Here is an 18259-nt window from a genome sequence, read left to right as displayed (position 1 = left end):
CGCGCCCCCCCCCCCGCGCCCCCCACTGCACCGGATTCACCGCCTGGAACCGTTCGCCGCCACCTAGCGTCCAACAGAGCATGCTAGATCAATGGCTGGCTCAGCATGACGGTGTGATCACTCGTGCGCAGGCACGAGACTGTGGTCTGAGCGACGATTCGATCGACCGTTTAGTTCGTTCAGGTGCCTGGTGCGTACACAGTCGTGGTGTGTACTTCGTCGCGAACCGACCGTTCACCGACGATGCCCGCATTCGCTGCGCGGTGTGGGGCGCAGGAGTGAGCGCCGTGCTGAGCGGTGAGGCTGCGGCGTTTTGGCACAAGGTGATTGCAGACGTGCCGAGCGTCATCGACGTCACCGTTCCTCGTGCTGGTCGAAGCCGCGCCGAGGGCTGTCGACTCCGAAGACGGGACGTGCACCCCAAAGATGTCGTGCTGCGCCGTGGGCTTCGAGTGACGTCACTCGAACTGACGGTTCTCGAAGCATCCGTCGGCAAAGCGCACATCATGGATCGCGCGCTGCAACGCCACACGAATCTGGATGGGTTGCGACGCGCACACGCGCGAAACTTGGGCCGAACCGGCGCACCCAAGGCCGAGCGTCTGCTGAAGGCGGCAGAGGGTGGCGCTCGATCAGAAGGCGAGCGCCTGTTGATTCGTGAGCTCCGGGTCCAGAAGATCCAGGGCTGGGTGGTCAATTTCAGGTGGGGCGGCTACGAGATCGACATCGCATTCCCGGGCGTGATGCTGGCAGTCGAGATCGACGGGTGGGCCTTCCATTCCGATCGCGATGTGTTCCAGCGGGACCGGACCAGACAGAACGTCCTGAGCCAGAGTTGGACGGTCCTCCGCTACACCTGGGCAGACCTCACCGAACGGCCCGAACACGTTGTCGCCGAAATCGCGGCAACAGTCGATCGGATCCGGTGCAGTCAGCCGCGCTGACCGCGGTCGCCCGCACCCGATTCAGTTGACCGGTCGACATCGACGGAGGCGACCACCTCGCAGGGCCCACGTGTACCGGCGCATGGGGTTACCGGCGGGCGCGTCGATCCGCCAGCGCACCCAGCAGCGACGAGCAACGCACACGCCGCGAGGAGGGCAGGGAGCTTGGAGAGGCGCATCTTCGCAAAGTTAAGCACTGTGCGGTCGATGGTTATCCGACGATCGATCGACTGTCGGTACTGCGAGCGAACGTAGGCAAGCGGAACCATACGGTCGCCCGTTGCGTCTAATCTCTTGATCGAGTCTGACGGAGGGGGGCCGTGTGCTGAAGTTCTTGCCGGTGCTGGTTGCGGTGGTCGCGCTGCTCGGTGGGTGTAGCCGGGCGGTGGAGCCTCAGGCGGTTGCCGAACCGACTAGGTGGGATCCGTGCAGCATCACACCCGAGCAGATCGAGGCGACGGGGTTGGATCCTGAGTACAGAGACGTCGGCTGGGGTGAGGGCATCGTGGTCGACGACTGGGATATCTGCTCGTTCAAACCTGTTGGCTTCGATGTGCCGTACTTCTTCGTCGTGATGTCGTCGCTCGACCGCACGATCGAAGAGGCACGCGAAGATTCCTCGAACTTCAGCGGACATGACTTCCAAGTCAATGGCCGTGATGCGTTCCAATACAAGACCGACATCGCGCGGTCGATCATCGACTGCAACGTCGCTGTCGAGCTGCCACCCGGTGTGGTGGTGTTCACCATCAACTACAACGATGTCGACGACGGTATCGACCCGTGCCCAATACTGCTCGAGCACGTTGGTGATCTAGAGGCCGCTTTACCACCCGCAACCAAATAGGAGATTCGATGGGTAACCCCGGCGAGCCGCTAACTTATTGGCAGTCACTCGCGGTGGCCGCAGACCACGGGCACCTGTATCTGAATCCGGAGGCCGCGAGAGCGTGCAGCGAAGCCTGTGACAACTTCATTTTGAAACTTGAATCGCACAAGTCGACTGCAAAGACCCTGGCAAACGTCGACGGCTGGGGCGACTTCGACTCCGGCCGAGCGCTACGGAAGATCTTTTCCGAGAAGGCGGTGGGCGGGGACAACAACATGGTCGACGTATTGGAGAGCCATATCCAAGTCGTCCGAGAGATGCAGATCGTCTTCCGGAAGTTCTTCGCTGCGCGCGAAGCGCTGGACGGAGAGAACGCCGCTGACCTCACCCAGTCCGGGCCGAACTAGACCCGACGACCGCGCCGCACCAGGCCCAGGGCCCTGAAACCTGGTACGACGCAGGCAATCTGATTCAGACGAGCTCGATGACGTCGAGCACTCCGTCCGCGTGCGAGCTGCGCAGGCGCTTCTTGTCGTATTTGCCGACGCTGGTCTTCGGGACTTCTTCGATGAAGGTCCAACGTTCGGGGAGCTGCCAATGCGCGACCCGCCCGTCGAGAAACTTCTTCAACTCCTCGGCGGATACGGTCACGCCGTCCCGCACGACAACCGCAACCAACGGCCGCTCATCCCATTTCGGATCCGGCACACCGATGACCGCGGCCTCCCGCACGGCAGGGTGCGCCATCACATGGTTCTCTAGTTCGACCGAGGAGATCCACTCGCCGCCGGACTTGATGATGTCCTTGGATCGGTCGGTGAGGCGCAGATAGCCGCCGGGCGCGATGGTGCCGACGTCACCGGTTCGGAGCCAACCGTCGTCGAACTTGTCCGGCGCGTCGTCACGGTAATAGCTGCCGGTGATCCACGGACCGCGCACCTCCAGCTCGCCCACCTGCTTGCCATCCCACGGAAGCTCCTTGCCCGCATCGTCGACGAGTCGCGCGCGGACACCGGCCACGAATCTTCCCTGCGTGCACCGTAGGTCGAACTCGTCCTCAGGGGACAACCCGGCGTCCGGACGTCCCGAAGTTCCCAGCGGGGACGTTTCGGTCATGCCCCACGCCTGGGTGATGTGCACGCCGTATTCCTCGTGGAACGCGCGCATCAGGCTCGGTGGACACGCGCTGCCGCCGACCACGACGTCGCGCAGGCACGAGAGGTCGATCGGATGCTCTCCGAGATGAGCGTAGAGCGCCTGCCAGATCGTCGGGACGGCCGCTGCGGCAGTGGGACGCAGCGTGGAGATCATCTCGGAAAGTGGCGCAGGCTGCAGGAACTTGTCCGGCATGATCAGCGACGCGCCGACCATCAGTGCAGCGTAGGGCAGTCCCCACGACATCGCGTGGAACATGGGCACGATCGCCAGCACCTTGTCGGACTGTGCGATTGCCATGGCGTCCGTCATGCATGCCTGCATCGAATGCAACCAGATCGAGCGATGCGAGTAGACGACGCCCTTCGGGTCTCCCGTCGTGCCGGAGGTGTAACACATTGCAGCAGCCGAACGTTCGTCGAGCTCGGGCCAGTCGAAGTCCTCGGGCTGACCGGCCAGAAGTTCCTCGTAGCCGAGCACCTCGAGGCCCTCCGGCGCCTGCACGTCCGATGGGTCGACACCGACGACGATCAGATGCCGGACGGTGGACATCGTCGGCAGCAACGGAGTCAGCAGGGGAAGCAGGCTCGCATCGGCGATGATCACCTGGTCCTCGGCGTGCTCGGCAATATAGGTGAGCTGCTCGGGAAACAGGCGGATGTTGAGAGTGTGCAGCACCGCGCCCATGGCGGGCACCGCCATGTAGGCCTCCATGTGGGCCGAGTTGTTCCACATGAACGTGGCGACTCGTTGGTCCCCGTCGATGCCGATCGACCGAAGTCCGTGTGCGAGTTGAGCTGCGCGCTTGCCCAATTCTCCGAATGTCACCGTCGTCGGTCCGGACTCGCTCCACGTGATGACCTCGGCGGAGGAGTGGATCGACGTCCCGAATCGGACAAGCTGCCCAATGGACAGTGGGGTGTCCTGCATGGTGCTTTTCATGTATTCGCCACTCCTCGGGTCCGGTCTATGTGTGTGCCGTGCATCACATCAGCCACACTACGGATTCTTTTTTCTCAGAGCACTCACAGGGCGCCCACAGAGCATCGCCGTAGGCTTCCCGCTCGTGAGAAGAGTGGGAGGCAAGCTCGTACGCCTCGTCGGCGCCGGTGGTGCGCTCGTGTTGGCCGTCGTGCTCGGCTCGGCCGGCTGGGTGGCGTACGAATCGTTCGGTCGGGTCCACGATGTCGCCGACGCACCGGAAGCCCCGGTGGTCCTCGTCCTGGGGTCGCAGGTTCGCGACGGCAAGCCGATGAAGTTCCTGACCGGACGGCTGGACGCCGCCGTCGACCTGGTCGAATCAGGTCGGGCGCAGGCAATTCTGGTGTCCGGTGACGCGAACGGGGCATCCGGCAACGAAATCGCCGCGATGACCGACTATCTCGTCGACGCGGGCATCGACGCCAGCATCATCGTCGGTGACGGACATGGACTCGACACCTACGATTCGTGCGTTCGAGCTGCCGACACCTTCGGCGTCACCGACGCACTGGTGGTCAGTCAGGGGTTGCACGTCTCGCGCGCAGTCGCCCTGTGCCGGGACGCGGGCATCGATGCTCAAGGAGTCGACGCCGACTGCGACTGCAACCCGATGGCTGTGGCGCGCAACTTCGGACGTGAATGGCTCGCCCGGCCCAAGGTGGTTCTGGACCTCATGTCCGGACGATCACCTGCAGTCCAGACGCCGCCCGACGACGCGCTCATCGCTGGTCGTTGATCATGTAGCCGTCCCCACATTCGCAGGCCGGTGGATTCGGTCGGCGATTCGATGGTGCCGACGCGCGAACCGGGTTACCCTGTCCGCGACCTTCCAGCCTTCCCTGTGGGGAAGGCCCTCCTTTCGCCGCGCGGCGGCCGAGGACTGCAACGCCCCGAAGGAGAAGCGATGGACGACTCAGCTCTGATCACGACCGGATTGCCGATTGCGCTCGCCGTCATCATGTTCGGTCTCGGATTGTCGCTGACCATCGACGATTTCAGGCGGGTCACACGTTCACCCCGGGCAGTCGTGGTTGCCCTGGTGCTCCAGATTTTCGTTCTACCGCTCATCGCATTCGGGTTGATCAAGGCCTTCGATCTAGACCCGCTGCTGGCCGTCGGAGTGATGTTGCTGGCGGCATCACCGGGCGGAACCACCGCCAATCTCTTCAGCCATCTTTTCCGCGGAGACGTCGCGCTCAACATCACGTTGACCGCCGTCAACTCGGTGTTGGCAGCGGTGACCATCCCGGTGATCACCAACTTTGCCATCGCGTACTTCGACGCCGAAGGTGAACTCGGCCTGCAGTTCGCCAAGGTCACTCAGGTCGTTGCCATCGTGCTCGTTCCGGTTGCCATCGGCATGTACGTCCGACACCGGTCGACGCAGTTCGCGGAACGCGCCGACCGGCCGGTACGAATCTTCTCGATAGGGGTCTTGGTCGTCGTCTCGCTGGCCGCGCTAGTCGGTGAACGCGAAAACATCGGCGAGTACCTGCAGAAGGTCGGATTGGTGACCGGCATCTTCTGCCTTGTCAGCCTCACCATCGGCTACGCCGGTGCGAGGCTGCTCAGGCTCAACGAACGACAGGCCATCGCAAGCTCTATGGAGGTGGGCATTCACAACACCACCGTCGCACTCACCGTTGCGTTGAGCGTGCTCGACAGTACCGAGGTCGCGATCCCCAGCGCCGTCTACTCGGTGTTCATGTACATCTTCGCTACGGCGTTCGGCTACCTGATCACCAGCAAGCACAGGCGGTCCGAAAATACCCACGCCGTCGACACCGAAGCCGAACGGGACACCAGATCGTTGTAGCGACGAACCCGGCTCACTCCGCCAGAACAGCTTTCAGGAACCTCTGAGTGCGCTCCTGCTGCGGGTTGCTGAAGATGTCCGTGGGTGTGCCCTCCTCGAGGATCTTGCCCTCGTCGAACACCAGGACACGATCGGCGACGTCGCGCGCGAATCCCATCTCGTGAGTCACGATCAGCATTGTGATGTCCGTGGTATTGGCGATGGTCCTGAGGATGTCGAGTACGTCGGCGACGAGCTCGGGATCCAGCGCTGAGGTCACCTCGTCGAGAAGCAGGATGTCCGGGTCCATGGCAAGCGCCCTGGCGATCGCCACTCGTTGCTGCTGACCACCCGAAAGCTTGGTCGGGTGGCTGTTCTCCTTGTCGGACAATCCGACTGTCTTCAGAAGCTCGCGAGCCCGTTCGGTGGCTTCGGCTTTCGACTTGCCCAGTACGTGAACAGGCCCCTCGGTGATGTTCTGCAGAACTGTCATATTGGGGAACAGATTGAACTGCTGGAACACCATGCCGATCTTGGTACGGACCGCCCGGAGGTGCTTCTCCGATGCCGCGACGAGCTTGTCACCCTTGCGCTGATGGGTCAGTGGCTCGTCTTCGATCCAGATGACACCGTCGCTCACTTTCTCGATGGTCATCAGCAAGCGCAGAATCGTCGTCTTGCCGGACCCGCTGGGGCCGATCAATGCGACGCGTTCGCCGCGAGAGACGGTGAAATCCAGATGATCCAGGACGACGTGGTCGCCGAACGTCTTGACGACCTTGTCGAACCGGATCATGGGGCCGGCCGGCTGTTCGACAGGCGCATCACTAGTAGGCAAGAGACTTCTCCAGTCTTCTGATCAAGATCGATGTCGGGTAGCTCGCCAGCAGGAAGATGACGCCGGCCATCGTGATCGGTTCGAGGTATTGAAACGTACGGGCGCCGTACTGCTGCGCGGCCGTCACCAGTTCCACGACGGTGATCGCGAACAGAAACGGTGTGTCCTTGAACATCGAGATCGCGTAGTTGCCGAGGGCGGGCGTCGTGCTTCTGATCGCCTGTGGAAGAACGATGGCTCTCCACGTCCGTGTGCTGGGCAGCGACAGAGCAGTCGCGGCCTCCCACTGACCGGGCGGCACCGCGTCGATGCCGGCTCGGTACACCTCTGCCATGTACGTCGAATAGTGGATACCCAGGACAGCGATACCGATCTGAAGTGCCGAGAACTGTGGCAGCAAGTAGTACGCGAACAGCAGCTGCACGATCAACGGGGTCAACCGAATGAACTCGGTGACCATCCTGAGTGGAACTGTGACGATCTTCGGACCCGCATGACGAATGACCGCGATCACGAGACCGAGAACGGCCGCAAGGACAAATCCGATGACGGTGGCCAGGAGGGTGATCTTGAAACCCTCCAGCAGAAAGGGAAGGGAGTCGAAGGCGCGATCCCAGCTCCAGTTGGCGGTCATCGACCCACCCCCACGTTCTGATCGATCGGCTCCGGGCGCAGGCTCAGAACTTCACGTAGCGACGGTCCGCTACCGAGGCGCCCCTTGGCGCGGACTTCGAGCACGTTCATGAACAACGTGAGGATGTAGGCGATGACGAAGTAGAGGATCAAACCGATACCGAACGAGAACAACGTGTCGCCGGTTCCCCGTCGTAGCTGCTCGATCTGATAGGTCAGATCCTGCAGCAGAACGAAACTCGCCAGCGCACTGCCTTTGAGGAGTTGGATCAGCAGGTTCGTGAGCGGCGGGATCATCTGCACCCAGGCTTGAGGAAACACGACCCGGTGTAGGCGTTGCCACGACGTGAAGTTCAACGCGAGTGCGGCCTCCCACTGTGGCTTCGGAACCGCGGCGATCGACCCCCGAACGACTTCGGCACCATAGGCGCCGTAGTTCAACCCGAGCGCCAGGATGGCACAGAACATCGAATCGAGTTGAAAACCGAGGAGCGGCAACACATAGAAGAGCCAGAACAGCTGCACGAGCAGCGAGGTCCCGCGGAAGAACTCCACGACGACTCGCGACGGTCCGCGCACGTAGAGGTGACGGTTACCTGCCGCGAGTCCGAGTACGAGTGCCAACACGAACGCAAGAGCAGCGCCGCCGAGAGTGAGGTAGATGGTGGTGAGCATTCCTTCCTGGATTCGCGGCCACGAATCCAGGAAGGTGTCGATGTTGTCGTTCATGTGAGGTCAGTTCGCCGAACGACTTATCCCTCGCACAGAATCGCGGTGGTCAAGCTCGGATCGGGGAGTTCCTCGGCGGTGAAACCGAATTCGCCGACAACAGAGAGGTACTCGTCCACGTCCGAGGTGATCTTGGCGAGCTCCTCGTTGTATGCGGCCAGAAGTTCGGTGTCGTCGGTGCGGAAGACCGTGGCACCGGCACCGACCTGCGGTTCGCCGTCGATGGTGGCGACGAACGACTCGGTGACATCCACCGGTGCATCGGGATTGTTGGTCTTCATCCAGTTCAACGAAATCGCGGTCAAGGCAAACACGTCGGCGCGGCCCGAGGTCACGGCATCCATGCCGTCTTGCGGAGCTGCGACCTGAGTGCTCGAGATTCCCAGTGCCTGGGCATAGTCGGACTCGATGGCACCGGTCATCGTCGCGAGTCGTAGTCCACTGTCTGCGACCGACTGCATATCGGTCAAACCGGCCGGGTTGCCTGCGGGAACCATCAGTGCCGTCGTGTAATTGAATTCGGGATCGCCGAATGCGGCCTGTTCGCACCGCTGAGGAAGAATCGACATTCCTGCGCTGACGACGTCGAATCTGTTGGCCTGCAAGCCGGGGATGAGCGCGCCGAAGTCGGCGTTGACACCTTCGACGGTGTCGATGCCCAGATTTCCGAAAATTCGCTTGTGCAAAGCAATTGTGGCGCCGGTCAATTCGCCGTTCTCTTCGAAGCTGTACGGCGCTTCGCCTGCAACTCCGACTGTTATCGTCCCGGCGTCACGGAGCGACTGGAGTCGGTCTTCCCCGTCGGCCGGTGTGGTCGACGTGCACGCGGTGAAGCTGGCGGCAACGAGGGCGGCGCCGCCGATCACAGTGACAATTCGACGGGTCGAGAAGTTGTTCAGCACGGTGTGTGCCATGGGGCCAGGCCTTCCGGTCACTGTCGAGACGCTGGTCCGACACTGTTGTGCGGTGAAACGTCGTGTCGGCCGGTCAACGATATTCGTATGTTTTTACAGTTCTTTACCGTCGCCGAACGTAGCACGGTGGACATACCTGCCATCGGCAAACGGTCCGTCCGCAGTCGAGCGATGCGCAGGATTTGTCCGCGAAACACCAGACCAAAGGCGCTTTTTCGGAGCTGGACACGAACGCGTAACGATGATGTCGCCGCCGACAGTTAGAGTGATCGAACTGCAGTCCCCCGTATCCCAGGAGTTGCTTCACCGTGAGTTGGATCCGCTTGAACGACGTTGCCAAGGGATACGACGGCAAGGTGATGCTCCGCGAGGTGTTCTTTCGCCTCTCAGACGGCGATCGCATCGGCCTGATCGGGCGGAACGGCACCGGTAAGACGACACTGTTGCAACTCCTGCTGGGCCGTGAAGCGCCCGACACCGGGACGGTCGACGTCACCGAAGGGGCGCGGATCGGCTATTTTTCCCAGTTCTCCGAACTCGACGGTGATCGCAGTATCCAAGCCGAGCTCGAATCGCTGTTCAGCGTCGTACACACGGTCGAACTCGAGCTTGCGGAGGTCGAAGCGGCACTCGGCGGCGACCTCGACGAGAAGCAGATGTACGCACTGGTCGATCGCCAGGCGGAACTCTTGGATGCCATGGAGAACAGTGGTGGCTGGACGTACCGCCAGCAGATCGACACGGTGCTCTCGATGCTCGGATTCAATGCCGAACGACGCGAACTGCCCGTCGGACGGTTGTCCGGTGGCTGGCGAAACCGCGCCGCACTCGCCAAGATTCTCATCGAATCACCCGATGTATTACTACTCGACGAGCCGACCAACTTCCTCGACGTCGCCGGTATCGCGTGGCTCGAACGATGGCTACGAGATTTCCGGGGCGCGCTTCTCGTCGTGTCGCACGATCGTCACTTCCTCGAGCAGGTCGTCACCGGCATCGTCGAGATCGAGAACCATCATCTCCAGACGTACGACGGCACGTACTCCGATTACGTTCAGCAGAAACAGTTTCGACTCAAGAACCTCGAACGCGAGTTCAGCAACGAACAGCAGCTGTTGGCCTACGAGCAGGAAGCAATCAGCGATCGCAGGGAAGCGGTCAAGAATCCGAGCGGTGTGCTCAAGCGCCGACTCGCGAACATCAAGAAGAGCAAGAACCCCAGACCGGTCGATACTGTCGTCACCGCCATTTACGGCGGACTGCATGTGCACGACAATCTGGCCGAGATCTCCGGGATCTCGAAAAGCTATGGCGAGCAACAATTGTTCCGCGATGTGTCCTTCAGTGTTCACCGGGGTGACCGGATCGCTATCACCGGACCGAACGGCTGCGGCAAGACGACGTTGGTCGACATCCTCACCGGTGCGGAACAACCGGATAGCGGAAAGATCAAGTGGAAGACGAAGGCGCCGTCGTTCATCTACTACAACCAGGTGCTTGCCGACCTGGACCTCGACGACACCGTCACCCATTCGGTCAATGCAATGCCCGACAGCCTTGCTTTGACGGCCACGAAGAAGGAAGTCAATCGCTTCCTGACTCTGCTGCAGTTCTCCGAGATGGATCTCAAGACGCGGATCGGGGTGCTGTCCGGCGGACAGAAAGCGCGAGTGGCGTTGGCGCAGTGCCTGTTGTTCGGCGCAGGTGTAATCGTGCTCGACGAGCCGACCAACCACCTCGACCTGCAGAGCACCCAGGTCCTCGAGCGCGCTCTGATGGCGTTTCCCGGCGCGGTGATCCTGGTGAGTCACGATCGCTTCTTCGTCGAGAAGGTCGCATTCCGTCAGCTGTCATTCGATGGTAAGGGTGGGGTCGACGACATTGCAGGCGTTCAGATGGCATGAGCCTCAGCTCTTGTAGTAGACCACCTGATGGCTTGTAGCCAAAAGCTTTTCGTCGCTGCTCCACAGCTCGGCAGACTGGTCGAAATACCCCCGATGGAAGCGTCGGGAATGGGCATGCGCGAGCACGAAGGAATCGGCCTGTGTCTCGAGATCCTCGGCAGTGGCGAAGTAGTGGATGGTCAGCGAGATCGTCCCAGCGGGAACGTATTTGCCGAGGCGCTGGAACACCCTGGGGTAGAAGATGTCGCACATCGAGGTGAGCGAAGCGAAATCGAGCGCACGTGAGGGTGTGTCTCGGACCCAGAGCGCTATGGCCGAGTCGGCGGATTCCTGTTCGCTCAACGCACCGGCAGAAAAACGCATCTCGTAGTTCCGCGCCCAGGCGATGAACTCCGGGAAGCCTCCGACGGAGAGCTCGGACGGTGCAGGCACCGACGGCGGCGAGGCTTCGTCGTCGTCCCACGTTTCGCGGCGGGTGCCGAACACGGCCGTGGCGGTTGTCGCAACCTCGCCGTTCTGGCTCAGCTCGAGATACCAGTGTTGGTTGCTACGATTCGTGCGCACCGCGCGAGTGGAGATCTCGAACTCACCTTCGGCGACCGGGCCGGCAAAGTTGATGGTCAGCGACACCGGGTCCCCGAGATGATCCGGATGTTGCTCGACAGCCCTGATGAAGGTCGCCGCCGTGAGGCCACCGAACGGGCCGACCATGTTGTTGTAGGGCGCTGACGTGCGGCCCAGGTAGACGCCGGGGGTGACGCTGTGAAGCTCCAACGCGTCGTCGAAGGGGTGTGTCGTGTTCGAAGCCTCGTTCATTGCTCTCCCTGGCCGCTCTGGTTCTATGCCAAGCGTCATAATAGCCACACCGTCGAAGGCTCGGTGTCACCCGGTGTCACGACGGTAGGGGTGACAGCCTCACCAGCATCGATCCCGACTGCAGGACGTAGGTTCCATCCCCTCCGCCGACGTAGGTCTCGAACGAGGTTCCGGCATCGCTGGTCATCTTCGCGAATTCGGCCGTCCACAGACGAAGTCCGGTGTGAGAGTCGAGGGCGACGAGCTCGCCCCCGACGTAGGCGAGGACCGAGTCGCGATCGTGGGCCATCAGGGACCATGTTTCGGCCGAACTCCACAGCTGACCCCCGGTACGCAGATCGATGCCGACTGTGTTGTCGTCGAAGCGGAGGATGCCGATGTCGCCGCCACAGCGACCAACGTGCCTCTGGTTCGGGGTTCGTTCCATTCGTCTCCCGGATCGTCGAAGACGAGAAGATCGTTGCGCCACAGCTCTTCGCCGGTAGTCCGATCGAATGCCGTGTCGCCCAGGACCACAGGAACGCTGGAGTCGGTGGGCTCGTCGATCGACAGATAGTGCTCGGCGGACCCCCGATAGGTCGCCAGCTCCTTTCCATTTCGAGTCGATGCGGTCGATCCGGTAGCATCGGAAGAGGTTGCATTGCAATCGAAGTCGGACGCAACCGCCAGATCGCCCGCTGTTCGGTACTGGGCAATCATGCAGTCGTCGAGGATGTCCGTCGACCAGATTTCCTCGCCGGTTTGGGCATCGAAGGTGGCAAAATTTCCGCCCACGTCGAAACTCCCGACCTCGGGACCCACTATCAACTGGTCGGCGTACTGATCCTCCCACCCTGCCGATACTGCGATCGGTGTGCTCCAATCCGCGTCGTAGTCGTCCAGCATTCCGCGGTGGAGCGTGACTTCGGCGCTCTCGAGGTCGCCCTCGGCGATGTACAGGCGATCGTTGGCGACTGTCGCAGCGACTATCTCGGGTGCAGTCTCGATCGTATGCGATTCACCCGTGGTCAGATCGAAGGTGACCAGGCCGAGTTGTTCGCTGTACGACGGCCTGTGGCAAACAAGCATGCCGCCCAGCGGCTGCTCTGCGCACGACGCGAGTTCGAATGCGGGCGACGTCCACTTCACAGCGCCGCTGGCCGCGTCGACGGCGACCATGACGGCGTCGGAGTTCATGCCATCACCGTCCGGAGTGACCGCGAGCGTGAGCAGCATGTCGTCGATGCGGATCGAGCCCGGGCCCCAGGGATACATCGAACCGGTTCGGGGATCGGAGAACGTCGCGCCGTCGATTCCGCTTGCCGACACTTCCGTCACCCACGCCACTCCGGGAGCGGCAGGGGAGGCGTCGGTGATGCGCTTGATCGTCGTCGATCGGTCTTGCATCAGGACCACCGCGGCCGCAGATACCGTGACAACGGCGACGGCTCCCGCGATGGCGCGTTGCACGGAGGATTTCACGGTAGATCCAATCCGGGTGTCAGGGCGAGTCTTTCGAGATCCGCGCGTTCCCATGGACGCTCGGTCGTGATCGTTATTCCCATTCCGGAAGGTGACGGCAATGACACGGTGGTGCCGGTCACGGCATAGCCGGGGTCGGGTTGCGGGTCATCGCTGATCGCGATGGTGAGTACACCTGCCGCGCTGTTCACGACCTGGCAGAGTCCGCCGCCCCATCCGCTCGTGCGTAGTGATCCGAGCGGTGGCGATGGTGCAAGAGCGGCGGTATCAGCCTGGCGCAGCGCGGCATCCAAGGTTGCGACATCGGTGACGGTGTACTCGCGAGTCGATTCGGTCAGCGTGGACGGGCTGCACTCCGAGATGTTTCCCGGGGTCCCGGGTGGGGGAGGGGTGGAGGTCTCCAACCCGGGCGCGGTCACTATGTCGATCAGCTCGTCCCGCGAGAGCGGCAGAGCCTCTTCCTCGGCCGGGGCCGATGTGTAGGCCGACACCACGGAGTCGTCGGGGCGATAGGCGGTGGCATTGCGCTCGTAGGTGCGATCACCGTTGACCTCGTACCAGGTGGTCAAGGTGTCGACCACGGTACCGTCGGACATGGTCGCCCGTTCGTCGACATCGCCTGCGATGCAGGGCGGTACACCGCCGTCGGTCTGGCCGACGCCGACGCTGAGATAGCCGTCTCCGGTGTCGGCGGGAATCGATCCGTATGCACTCGTCGAATCGATCGCAGTCTCTTCGGTCATTCCTTCGTAGACGGGAATCGGATCGAAGTACGGAATGATGCCGTCCTGGAACGTGATTCTCGATGGGAGTGCAGCGAGGAGTGCTTGCGACATGCGATGCGCTTTCGGTCCGCTGAACCGTGGCGCGATCGGATTGTCGTAGCTCTGCGAGCCTGTTCCGAAGTATGACGAGTACGTCGAAGCCACCGGCCGGTCGACGGTGTCACATCCGGGGATTGTCGTCGGGTACTCCACTTCCGGGGTGACGTACTCGTACTCTTCGGCCAATGGCGGGTTGTCCGATGCCGGTGCGACAGGCTGCACCGTCAGCTCCGGCGCCTCCGGTGTGGCGGTCAGACCGGCGACGACGATTCCTGTTGCGACGATAGAGGTGATGACCAGAGTGGTCACCACGGCGTCGTGCCGTCGCGGCGGTGCATGCTCGGTCATGGTCCTCGTTCGGGTCGAGATCGTCTCCGGCGGTCACCGAGATGTCTATTGATACCATTCGTTTTGTTAACGAGCGAGGTGTCGATCGACGATGAGTTCTTTCCGCGCTGGAAGTCTTTACTGAACGACTGCGACGAAGGGAAGAATCATGGCCAAGCTCCTGTACTCCGCAACGATGTCGGTCGACGGTTTCATCGCCGGTCCCGGCGGTGACATGTCGTGGCTGTCCGAGCACGTGGGCGAGAAGAACGAGACTGCGGACCGCCTACTCGAGCAGATCGGCGCAATTGTGTGCGGTGCCGTCACGTTCTTCGGTGACGATCCGAACCGTGGTACCGACGCGGAAGGCGCCTTCGGAGGGCAGTACGACGGACCGGTCGTACTGCTGACTCATCGTCCGCCTCAGCCGCCGCCCGAGGGACTGGTCGTCGCAACCGATCTGGAATCCGCCGTCGCAACGGCGAAGGAGATGGCGGGGGACAAGTACGTCAATATCTTGGGAGCCAACGTCGCGCGTCAGTGCATCGAACAGCAGTTGCTCGACGAGATTCTCGTCTTCACAGCGCCGGTTCTGCTGGGCGATGGGGTGCGGTTGTTCGACCGTCCGGGAGGACGCGCAGTGCGAATGGAACAGCTTTCACAGGAAACCGAATCGTGGTTCCGGGTGGTCTATTGAGGCTGCTTCAAGCCGCGAAGGAGCAAGTCACCGACGAACGTCGCATTCTCCTCGGGACTGACGTTTCGTCGTGTGAAACATCGCATGAGGAGGGTGTTGGTGATACCTGCCGCCAGGTCCGCAGGCGTGCCGATGAGCGCTAGGGTCCCGTTGTCCTGACCCCGCTCAATGATGGGCCCGATGATGGCCGGGATGTTCAGCTTCTGCTTCACCGACATCAAGCCCTCAGGTTCGCCGTAAGTGTCGTGGGCGACAGCCACCAACAGTGCGTCCATGAAAGCACTTTCGTCCGCGGCAAGCTGAGCGCAACGGAGTAGGAAGTTGTCTATGACCGTGACGTCGTCCAACCCGATCAACAGGTCGTCGGCCACGCTTTCCCGCAGCGCGTCGACGTTGGCTTGCAGTGCGGCCACGAGAATGTGGAGTTTCGTCGGGAACAGCTTTTTCAACGCGGCACGCGGAACACCGGCGTCGTCAGCGATGTCGTCCAATCTCGTCATGAAGTAGCCGCGCTTGCCCAGTTCAATTCGTGCGGCCATGATGATGGCTGTACGGGGGTCGCGCGGCATCGGTGTGGGAGTCGAACCTTCGATGGGCTCGATCATGTCGTCCAGGTGCTGGTGGCCACCAGAGGTGTCGACGGCGGAACCGATCAGGGCCAGAAGGGCGCTTGCCACCGCATCGGCCGTGACCGCTTCGGGGTCGACTGCGCTTCTGCTGCGGAACCCGTCGAGTAGTGCATTCACCGCGATCGCAAATGTTCGGGTGGTGAACGGACGCCGCAGCGCCGCGTCCGTCGTACGGAACAGCGCCTCGAATGCGGACAGTGCGAGCCTGTCCCGTCTCGCGTAGTCGGTCTTGATTGCGTAGTCGCTGCCGAATACTCGGGCCAGTAGGTCGGTTGCTGTCGACGTGTCGTCCGTGAGGCCGGCAAACCAGCGGTTGACGATCGCGAGCACCGCGGGACGCAGCGAATTGTCGTGCGCCTGCATCGTTGAATCGACGAGGTGTTCGATGTCTTCGGCCGAGACACGTTCGAAGCTCGTGAGCTCGGTGACGACGGCGTCGATGAAATCGGCCTTGGTGTTGAATTTTCGGTAGAACGTCGCTTGTGACGCGTTCGCATGGTGGACGATGTCCTCGCTGCGAATTCCCCGGTCGAGCACCTGCCTGGGGTTGCTCACGAGATACCGAATCCCCGCGTCGATGAATTGACGAGTTGGACCGTCGTGGTCGGTCAACGTGGCCCCTGTCGAATTCGGTTGCATGTCGGATTGCCACTGTATGACAAGAGCGTGCGGTTCACAGCGTTCGGTGAGAGTCATTGCTATCACCTGAGTGCGCGCACACTCAGGTGGCGGAGTGAACCTGCGGAGATTCTGAGATTCCATTGATGTCCGACCACGCCCGCGTCGCCGATCGAATTCGGCGGCGCCCGGACACCAAGGACGATCGATGAGCGTTGCAGCGCATTTCCCCTCCAGTCTCGTCCAGTCGCCGCATCTCGAGGGCCCGACGCGTCGGACCGATCCGGGACTCAGTGCCCGCGAGGTCGAAGTGCTGCTGACGTGGATCAGGAACGACCACAAGTCGGCTGTATCGCAGCAACTGTTCATTGCACCTGGGACGGTGAACACGCACCTCACTCGGATCCGCACGAAGTATCACCGTGCCGGTCGTCCTGCATCGACCAAAGCCTCGTTGCTGGCACGGGCGATTCAGGACGGCCTGATCGGGCTCGACGAGCTGTGATGGGGTCGAAGCGTAGCCGAGGTGATCGCATTGATCGCTGTGGCGCTGTAGGTGCGGGCAGCGTCCGATCGTGGGTGGAAAGTGAGTCCCGGCGGTAACTCTGAGGGCAGGTAGCTCAGAGACCGGATTTGCGGGTTCGGTAGGCCGCGACCGCCTCGCGGTTGCCGCACGCCGTACTGCAGAATCTGCGCGAACGGTTGCGCGAGAGATCCAGAACGATGCCGTTGCAGTCTGCCGCGCAGATGTCGAGCCGTGACAGCTCATCGGCGCGGATGACGTCGATCATCGCCATCGCCGTTTCGACGGCAATGCGGTCTGCGAGTGGGCGATCATCGCTCACCGCATGTAGGTGCCAGTCCATCTCGCCGTGGCGGACCAGTCTCGGCAAAGCACGGGCGTCGGACAGGATTGTGTTCACGATTTCCACCGCGGAGTCCCGATCGCTGGTCAGCAGGCGACGCAGCGACGGGCGCAGATTTCGGACGGTCTCGAGTTCGACCTCGTCGCCGTCGAAGCGGCCGGTGTAGCCCTGCTCGACGAAGAAGGCCGACAGCTGCTCCCGTGTGGTGAGCGTATCGGGGTCCTCGCCGGAGTTCACCAGAGCGACCGCCGACGTGAGCGCACCCTCGGTGTCATGAGTGAAAACCATGTTGACACCTTACCTCGCGGTCCCTAGTGTCATGGTCCATGACTTCTTTGACCAATGACATAGCGCTTCGGCCGCCCTCCCGGCTCGCCTCGGGGCTCGGCTTGGCCGTGGTGTCCTCCGCAGCGTTCGGGTTGTCGGGGCCGTTGGCGAAGAGCTTGCTCGACGCGGGTTGGTCTGCCGGGGCTGCAGTTACATCCAGGATTCTCATCGCCGCAGCGGTGCTGCTGATTCCGGGCGTGTTGGCGTTGCGTGGTCGCTGGGGTCTGCTGTCGAGCAATGCCGGAATAATCCTCGCGTACGGAGCCTTCGCGGTCGCGGGTTGTCAGTTGGCGTTCTTCAACGCCGTCGGCTACATGCCGGTGGGCGTCGCCTTGCTGATCGAATTCACCTCCCCGATTGCGGTGATCAGCTGGATGTGGTTGCGGCACAAGCAACGTCCGACGCTGAAGACTGTTGCGGGTGCCGCGCTGGCCGCCGTCGGATTGATTCTGGTGCTCGATCTCGTCTCCGGCACATCCATCGACCCGGTCGGTGTGGTGTGGGCCCTCGCGGCGATGGCCGGTGCTGCTGTGTACTGGATCATGTCCGCCGACGAAGGCAACGGGTTGCCGCCGTTGACGCTCGCTGCGGCCGGATTGCTCTGCGGCGGAACCATTCTGCTGCTGGCGGGATTGGTCGGGATCGTCCCGTTCTTCGCTACTGCCGGCGACGTGCTGCTCGCCGGTCTCACGATGCCGTGGTGGATATCGGTCCTGGGACTCGGCGTCGTGACGGCGGCGGTGGCGTACGTCTGCGGCATCGCCGCGATCAGGCGCCTCGGCTCTCGCCTCGCCTCGTTCATCGGACTCACCGAAGTACTCTCGGCACTGGTCTTCGCATGGCTGCTCCTCGGCGAGACTCCGCGGGCAGTCCAAGTTGCCGGCGGTCTACTCATCCTCGCCGGCGTTATCGTCGTCAAGCTCGGGGAGCCGCGAGCAGTCGACACTCCCTGACAATCTCCGACGACCGAGC

At 62.2% G+C, this 18259-nt stretch carries 20 protein-coding genes; 9 read left to right on the top strand and 11 right to left on the bottom strand.

All coding sequences use genetic code 11. The features are described 5' to 3' along the window. Positions 1-80: 80 nt before the first annotated feature. The 3 genes from ACODSO_RS23220 to ACODSO_RS23210 all read left to right on the top strand — a co-directional run bounded on the left by ACODSO_RS23220 (position 81) and on the right by ACODSO_RS23210 (position 2180). Positions 81-944, top strand: coding sequence for a type IV toxin-antitoxin system AbiEi family antitoxin domain-containing protein (locus tag ACODSO_RS23220; protein ID WP_489039022.1), 864 nt, complete (start codon positions 81-83; stop codon positions 942-944). 322 nt (positions 945-1266) lie between these two features. Continuing rightward, positions 1267-1791, top strand: coding sequence for a DUF3558 family protein (locus ACODSO_RS23215; RefSeq protein ID WP_489039021.1), 525 nt, complete (start codon positions 1267-1269; stop codon positions 1789-1791). A gap of 8 nt (positions 1792-1799) precedes the next feature. Beyond that, positions 1800-2180, top strand: coding sequence for a hypothetical protein (locus ACODSO_RS23210; RefSeq protein ID WP_489039020.1), 381 nt, complete (start codon positions 1800-1802; stop codon positions 2178-2180). Positions 2181-2244: 64 nt separating this feature from the next. On the opposite strand, the gene ACODSO_RS23205 is transcribed toward ACODSO_RS23210, so the two are convergent. Further along, positions 2245-3870, bottom strand: coding sequence for a long-chain fatty acid--CoA ligase (locus ACODSO_RS23205; protein WP_489039019.1), 1626 nt, complete (start codon positions 3868-3870; stop codon positions 2245-2247). A 124-nt stretch (positions 3871-3994) separates the two neighbouring features. On the opposite strand from ACODSO_RS23205, the gene ACODSO_RS23200 reads away from it, so the two are divergent. Next, positions 3995-4645, top strand: a complete 651-nt coding sequence (locus tag ACODSO_RS23200; RefSeq protein WP_489039018.1) for a SanA/YdcF family protein — start codon at positions 3995-3997, stop codon at positions 4643-4645. Positions 4646-4813: 168 nt separating this feature from the next. Continuing rightward, positions 4814-5725 (top strand): bile acid:sodium symporter family protein, encoded by a 912-nt coding sequence (locus tag ACODSO_RS23195; protein WP_489039017.1) that lies wholly within the window; start codon positions 4814-4816, stop codon positions 5723-5725. Positions 5726-5738: 13 nt separating this feature from the next. Here ACODSO_RS23195 and ehuA read toward each other — a convergent pair whose 3' ends face one another. The 4 genes from ehuA to ACODSO_RS23175 are packed head-to-tail and all read right to left on the bottom strand — an operon-like array spanning position 5739 to position 8818. Then, positions 5739-6500, bottom strand: a complete 762-nt coding sequence (gene ehuA / locus ACODSO_RS23190; protein WP_489039024.1) for an ectoine/hydroxyectoine ABC transporter ATP-binding protein EhuA — start codon at positions 6498-6500, stop codon at positions 5739-5741. A gap of 31 nt (positions 6501-6531) precedes the next feature. Beyond that, on the bottom strand, positions 6532-7176 hold the full coding sequence (gene ehuD / locus ACODSO_RS23185; RefSeq protein ID WP_489039016.1) for an ectoine/hydroxyectoine ABC transporter permease subunit EhuD: 645 nt from the start codon (positions 7174-7176) through the stop codon (positions 6532-6534). Beyond that, entirely contained in the window at positions 7173-7904 is a 732-nt protein-coding gene (ehuC, locus tag ACODSO_RS23180; RefSeq protein ID WP_489039015.1) for an ectoine/hydroxyectoine ABC transporter permease subunit EhuC, read from the bottom strand. The genes ehuD and ehuC overlap by 4 nt, the downstream gene beginning before the upstream one ends. 23 nt (positions 7905-7927) lie before the next feature. Beyond that, positions 7928-8818 carry an ectoine/hydroxyectoine ABC transporter substrate-binding protein EhuB gene (locus ACODSO_RS23175; RefSeq protein ID WP_068374051.1) on the bottom strand — a complete coding sequence of 297 codons (891 nt, stop codon included), beginning with the start codon at positions 8816-8818 and terminating at the stop codon, positions 7928-7930. 308 nt (positions 8819-9126) lie between these two features. Between ACODSO_RS23175 and ACODSO_RS23170 the strand changes: the two genes are divergently transcribed. Further along, positions 9127-10722 (top strand): ABC-F family ATP-binding cassette domain-containing protein, encoded by a 1596-nt coding sequence (locus tag ACODSO_RS23170; RefSeq protein ID WP_489039014.1) that lies wholly within the window; start codon positions 9127-9129, stop codon positions 10720-10722. A 3-nt stretch (positions 10723-10725) separates the two neighbouring features. Here the strand turns inward: ACODSO_RS23170 and ACODSO_RS23165 are convergent, their stop codons facing one another. The 4 genes from ACODSO_RS23165 to ACODSO_RS23150 all read right to left on the bottom strand — a co-directional run bounded on the left by ACODSO_RS23165 (position 10726) and on the right by ACODSO_RS23150 (position 14171). Further along, on the bottom strand, positions 10726-11538 hold the full coding sequence (locus tag ACODSO_RS23165; RefSeq protein ID WP_489039013.1) for an acyl-CoA thioesterase: 813 nt from the start codon (positions 11536-11538) through the stop codon (positions 10726-10728). A gap of 76 nt (positions 11539-11614) precedes the next feature. Then, positions 11615-11827, bottom strand: a complete 213-nt coding sequence (locus ACODSO_RS23160; RefSeq protein WP_489039012.1) for a hypothetical protein — start codon at positions 11825-11827, stop codon at positions 11615-11617. Further along, on the bottom strand, positions 11827-12999 hold the full coding sequence (locus ACODSO_RS23155) for a PQQ-binding-like beta-propeller repeat protein (RefSeq protein WP_489039011.1): 1173 nt from the start codon (positions 12997-12999) through the stop codon (positions 11827-11829). The genes ACODSO_RS23160 and ACODSO_RS23155 overlap by 1 nt, the downstream gene beginning before the upstream one ends. Beyond that, positions 12996-14171 (bottom strand): hypothetical protein, encoded by a 1176-nt coding sequence (locus tag ACODSO_RS23150; RefSeq protein ID WP_489039010.1) that lies wholly within the window; start codon positions 14169-14171, stop codon positions 12996-12998. The genes ACODSO_RS23155 and ACODSO_RS23150 overlap by 4 nt, the downstream gene beginning before the upstream one ends. A 148-nt stretch (positions 14172-14319) precedes the next feature. Between ACODSO_RS23150 and ACODSO_RS23145 the strand changes: the two genes are divergently transcribed. Beyond that, positions 14320-14847, top strand: coding sequence for a dihydrofolate reductase family protein (locus tag ACODSO_RS23145; RefSeq protein WP_489039009.1), 528 nt, complete (start codon positions 14320-14322; stop codon positions 14845-14847). Here the strand turns inward: ACODSO_RS23145 and ACODSO_RS23140 are convergent. Further along, entirely contained in the window at positions 14841-16172 is a 1332-nt protein-coding gene (locus ACODSO_RS23140) for a TetR/AcrR family transcriptional regulator (protein WP_489039008.1), read from the bottom strand. The two genes, ACODSO_RS23145 and ACODSO_RS23140, sit on opposite strands and share 7 nt — an antisense overlap. 130 nt (positions 16173-16302) lie before the next feature. On the opposite strand from ACODSO_RS23140, the gene ACODSO_RS23135 reads away from it, so the two are divergent. Next, positions 16303-16599 (top strand): LuxR C-terminal-related transcriptional regulator, encoded by a 297-nt coding sequence (locus ACODSO_RS23135; protein WP_489039006.1) that lies wholly within the window; start codon positions 16303-16305, stop codon positions 16597-16599. A 115-nt stretch (positions 16600-16714) separates the two neighbouring features. Here the strand turns inward: ACODSO_RS23135 and ACODSO_RS23130 are convergent, their stop codons facing one another. Further along, the gene (locus ACODSO_RS23130; protein WP_489039005.1) at positions 16715-17248 is read right to left on the bottom strand and encodes a CGNR zinc finger domain-containing protein; all 534 of its coding nucleotides are present in this window, start codon (positions 17246-17248) and stop codon (positions 16715-16717) included. Between the two features lie 38 nt (positions 17249-17286). Here ACODSO_RS23130 and ACODSO_RS23125 point away from each other — a divergent pair, with 38 nt between their 5' ends. After that, positions 17287-18240, top strand: a complete 954-nt coding sequence (locus ACODSO_RS23125; protein ID WP_489039004.1) for an EamA family transporter — start codon at positions 17287-17289, stop codon at positions 18238-18240. Positions 18241-18259: the final 19 nt, after the last annotated feature.

The organism is Rhodococcus sp. FG69 (assembly GCF_057808915.1).
The sequence above is the reverse complement of the archived record's forward strand: the minus strand, read 5'-3'. Positions and strand labels throughout refer to the sequence as shown.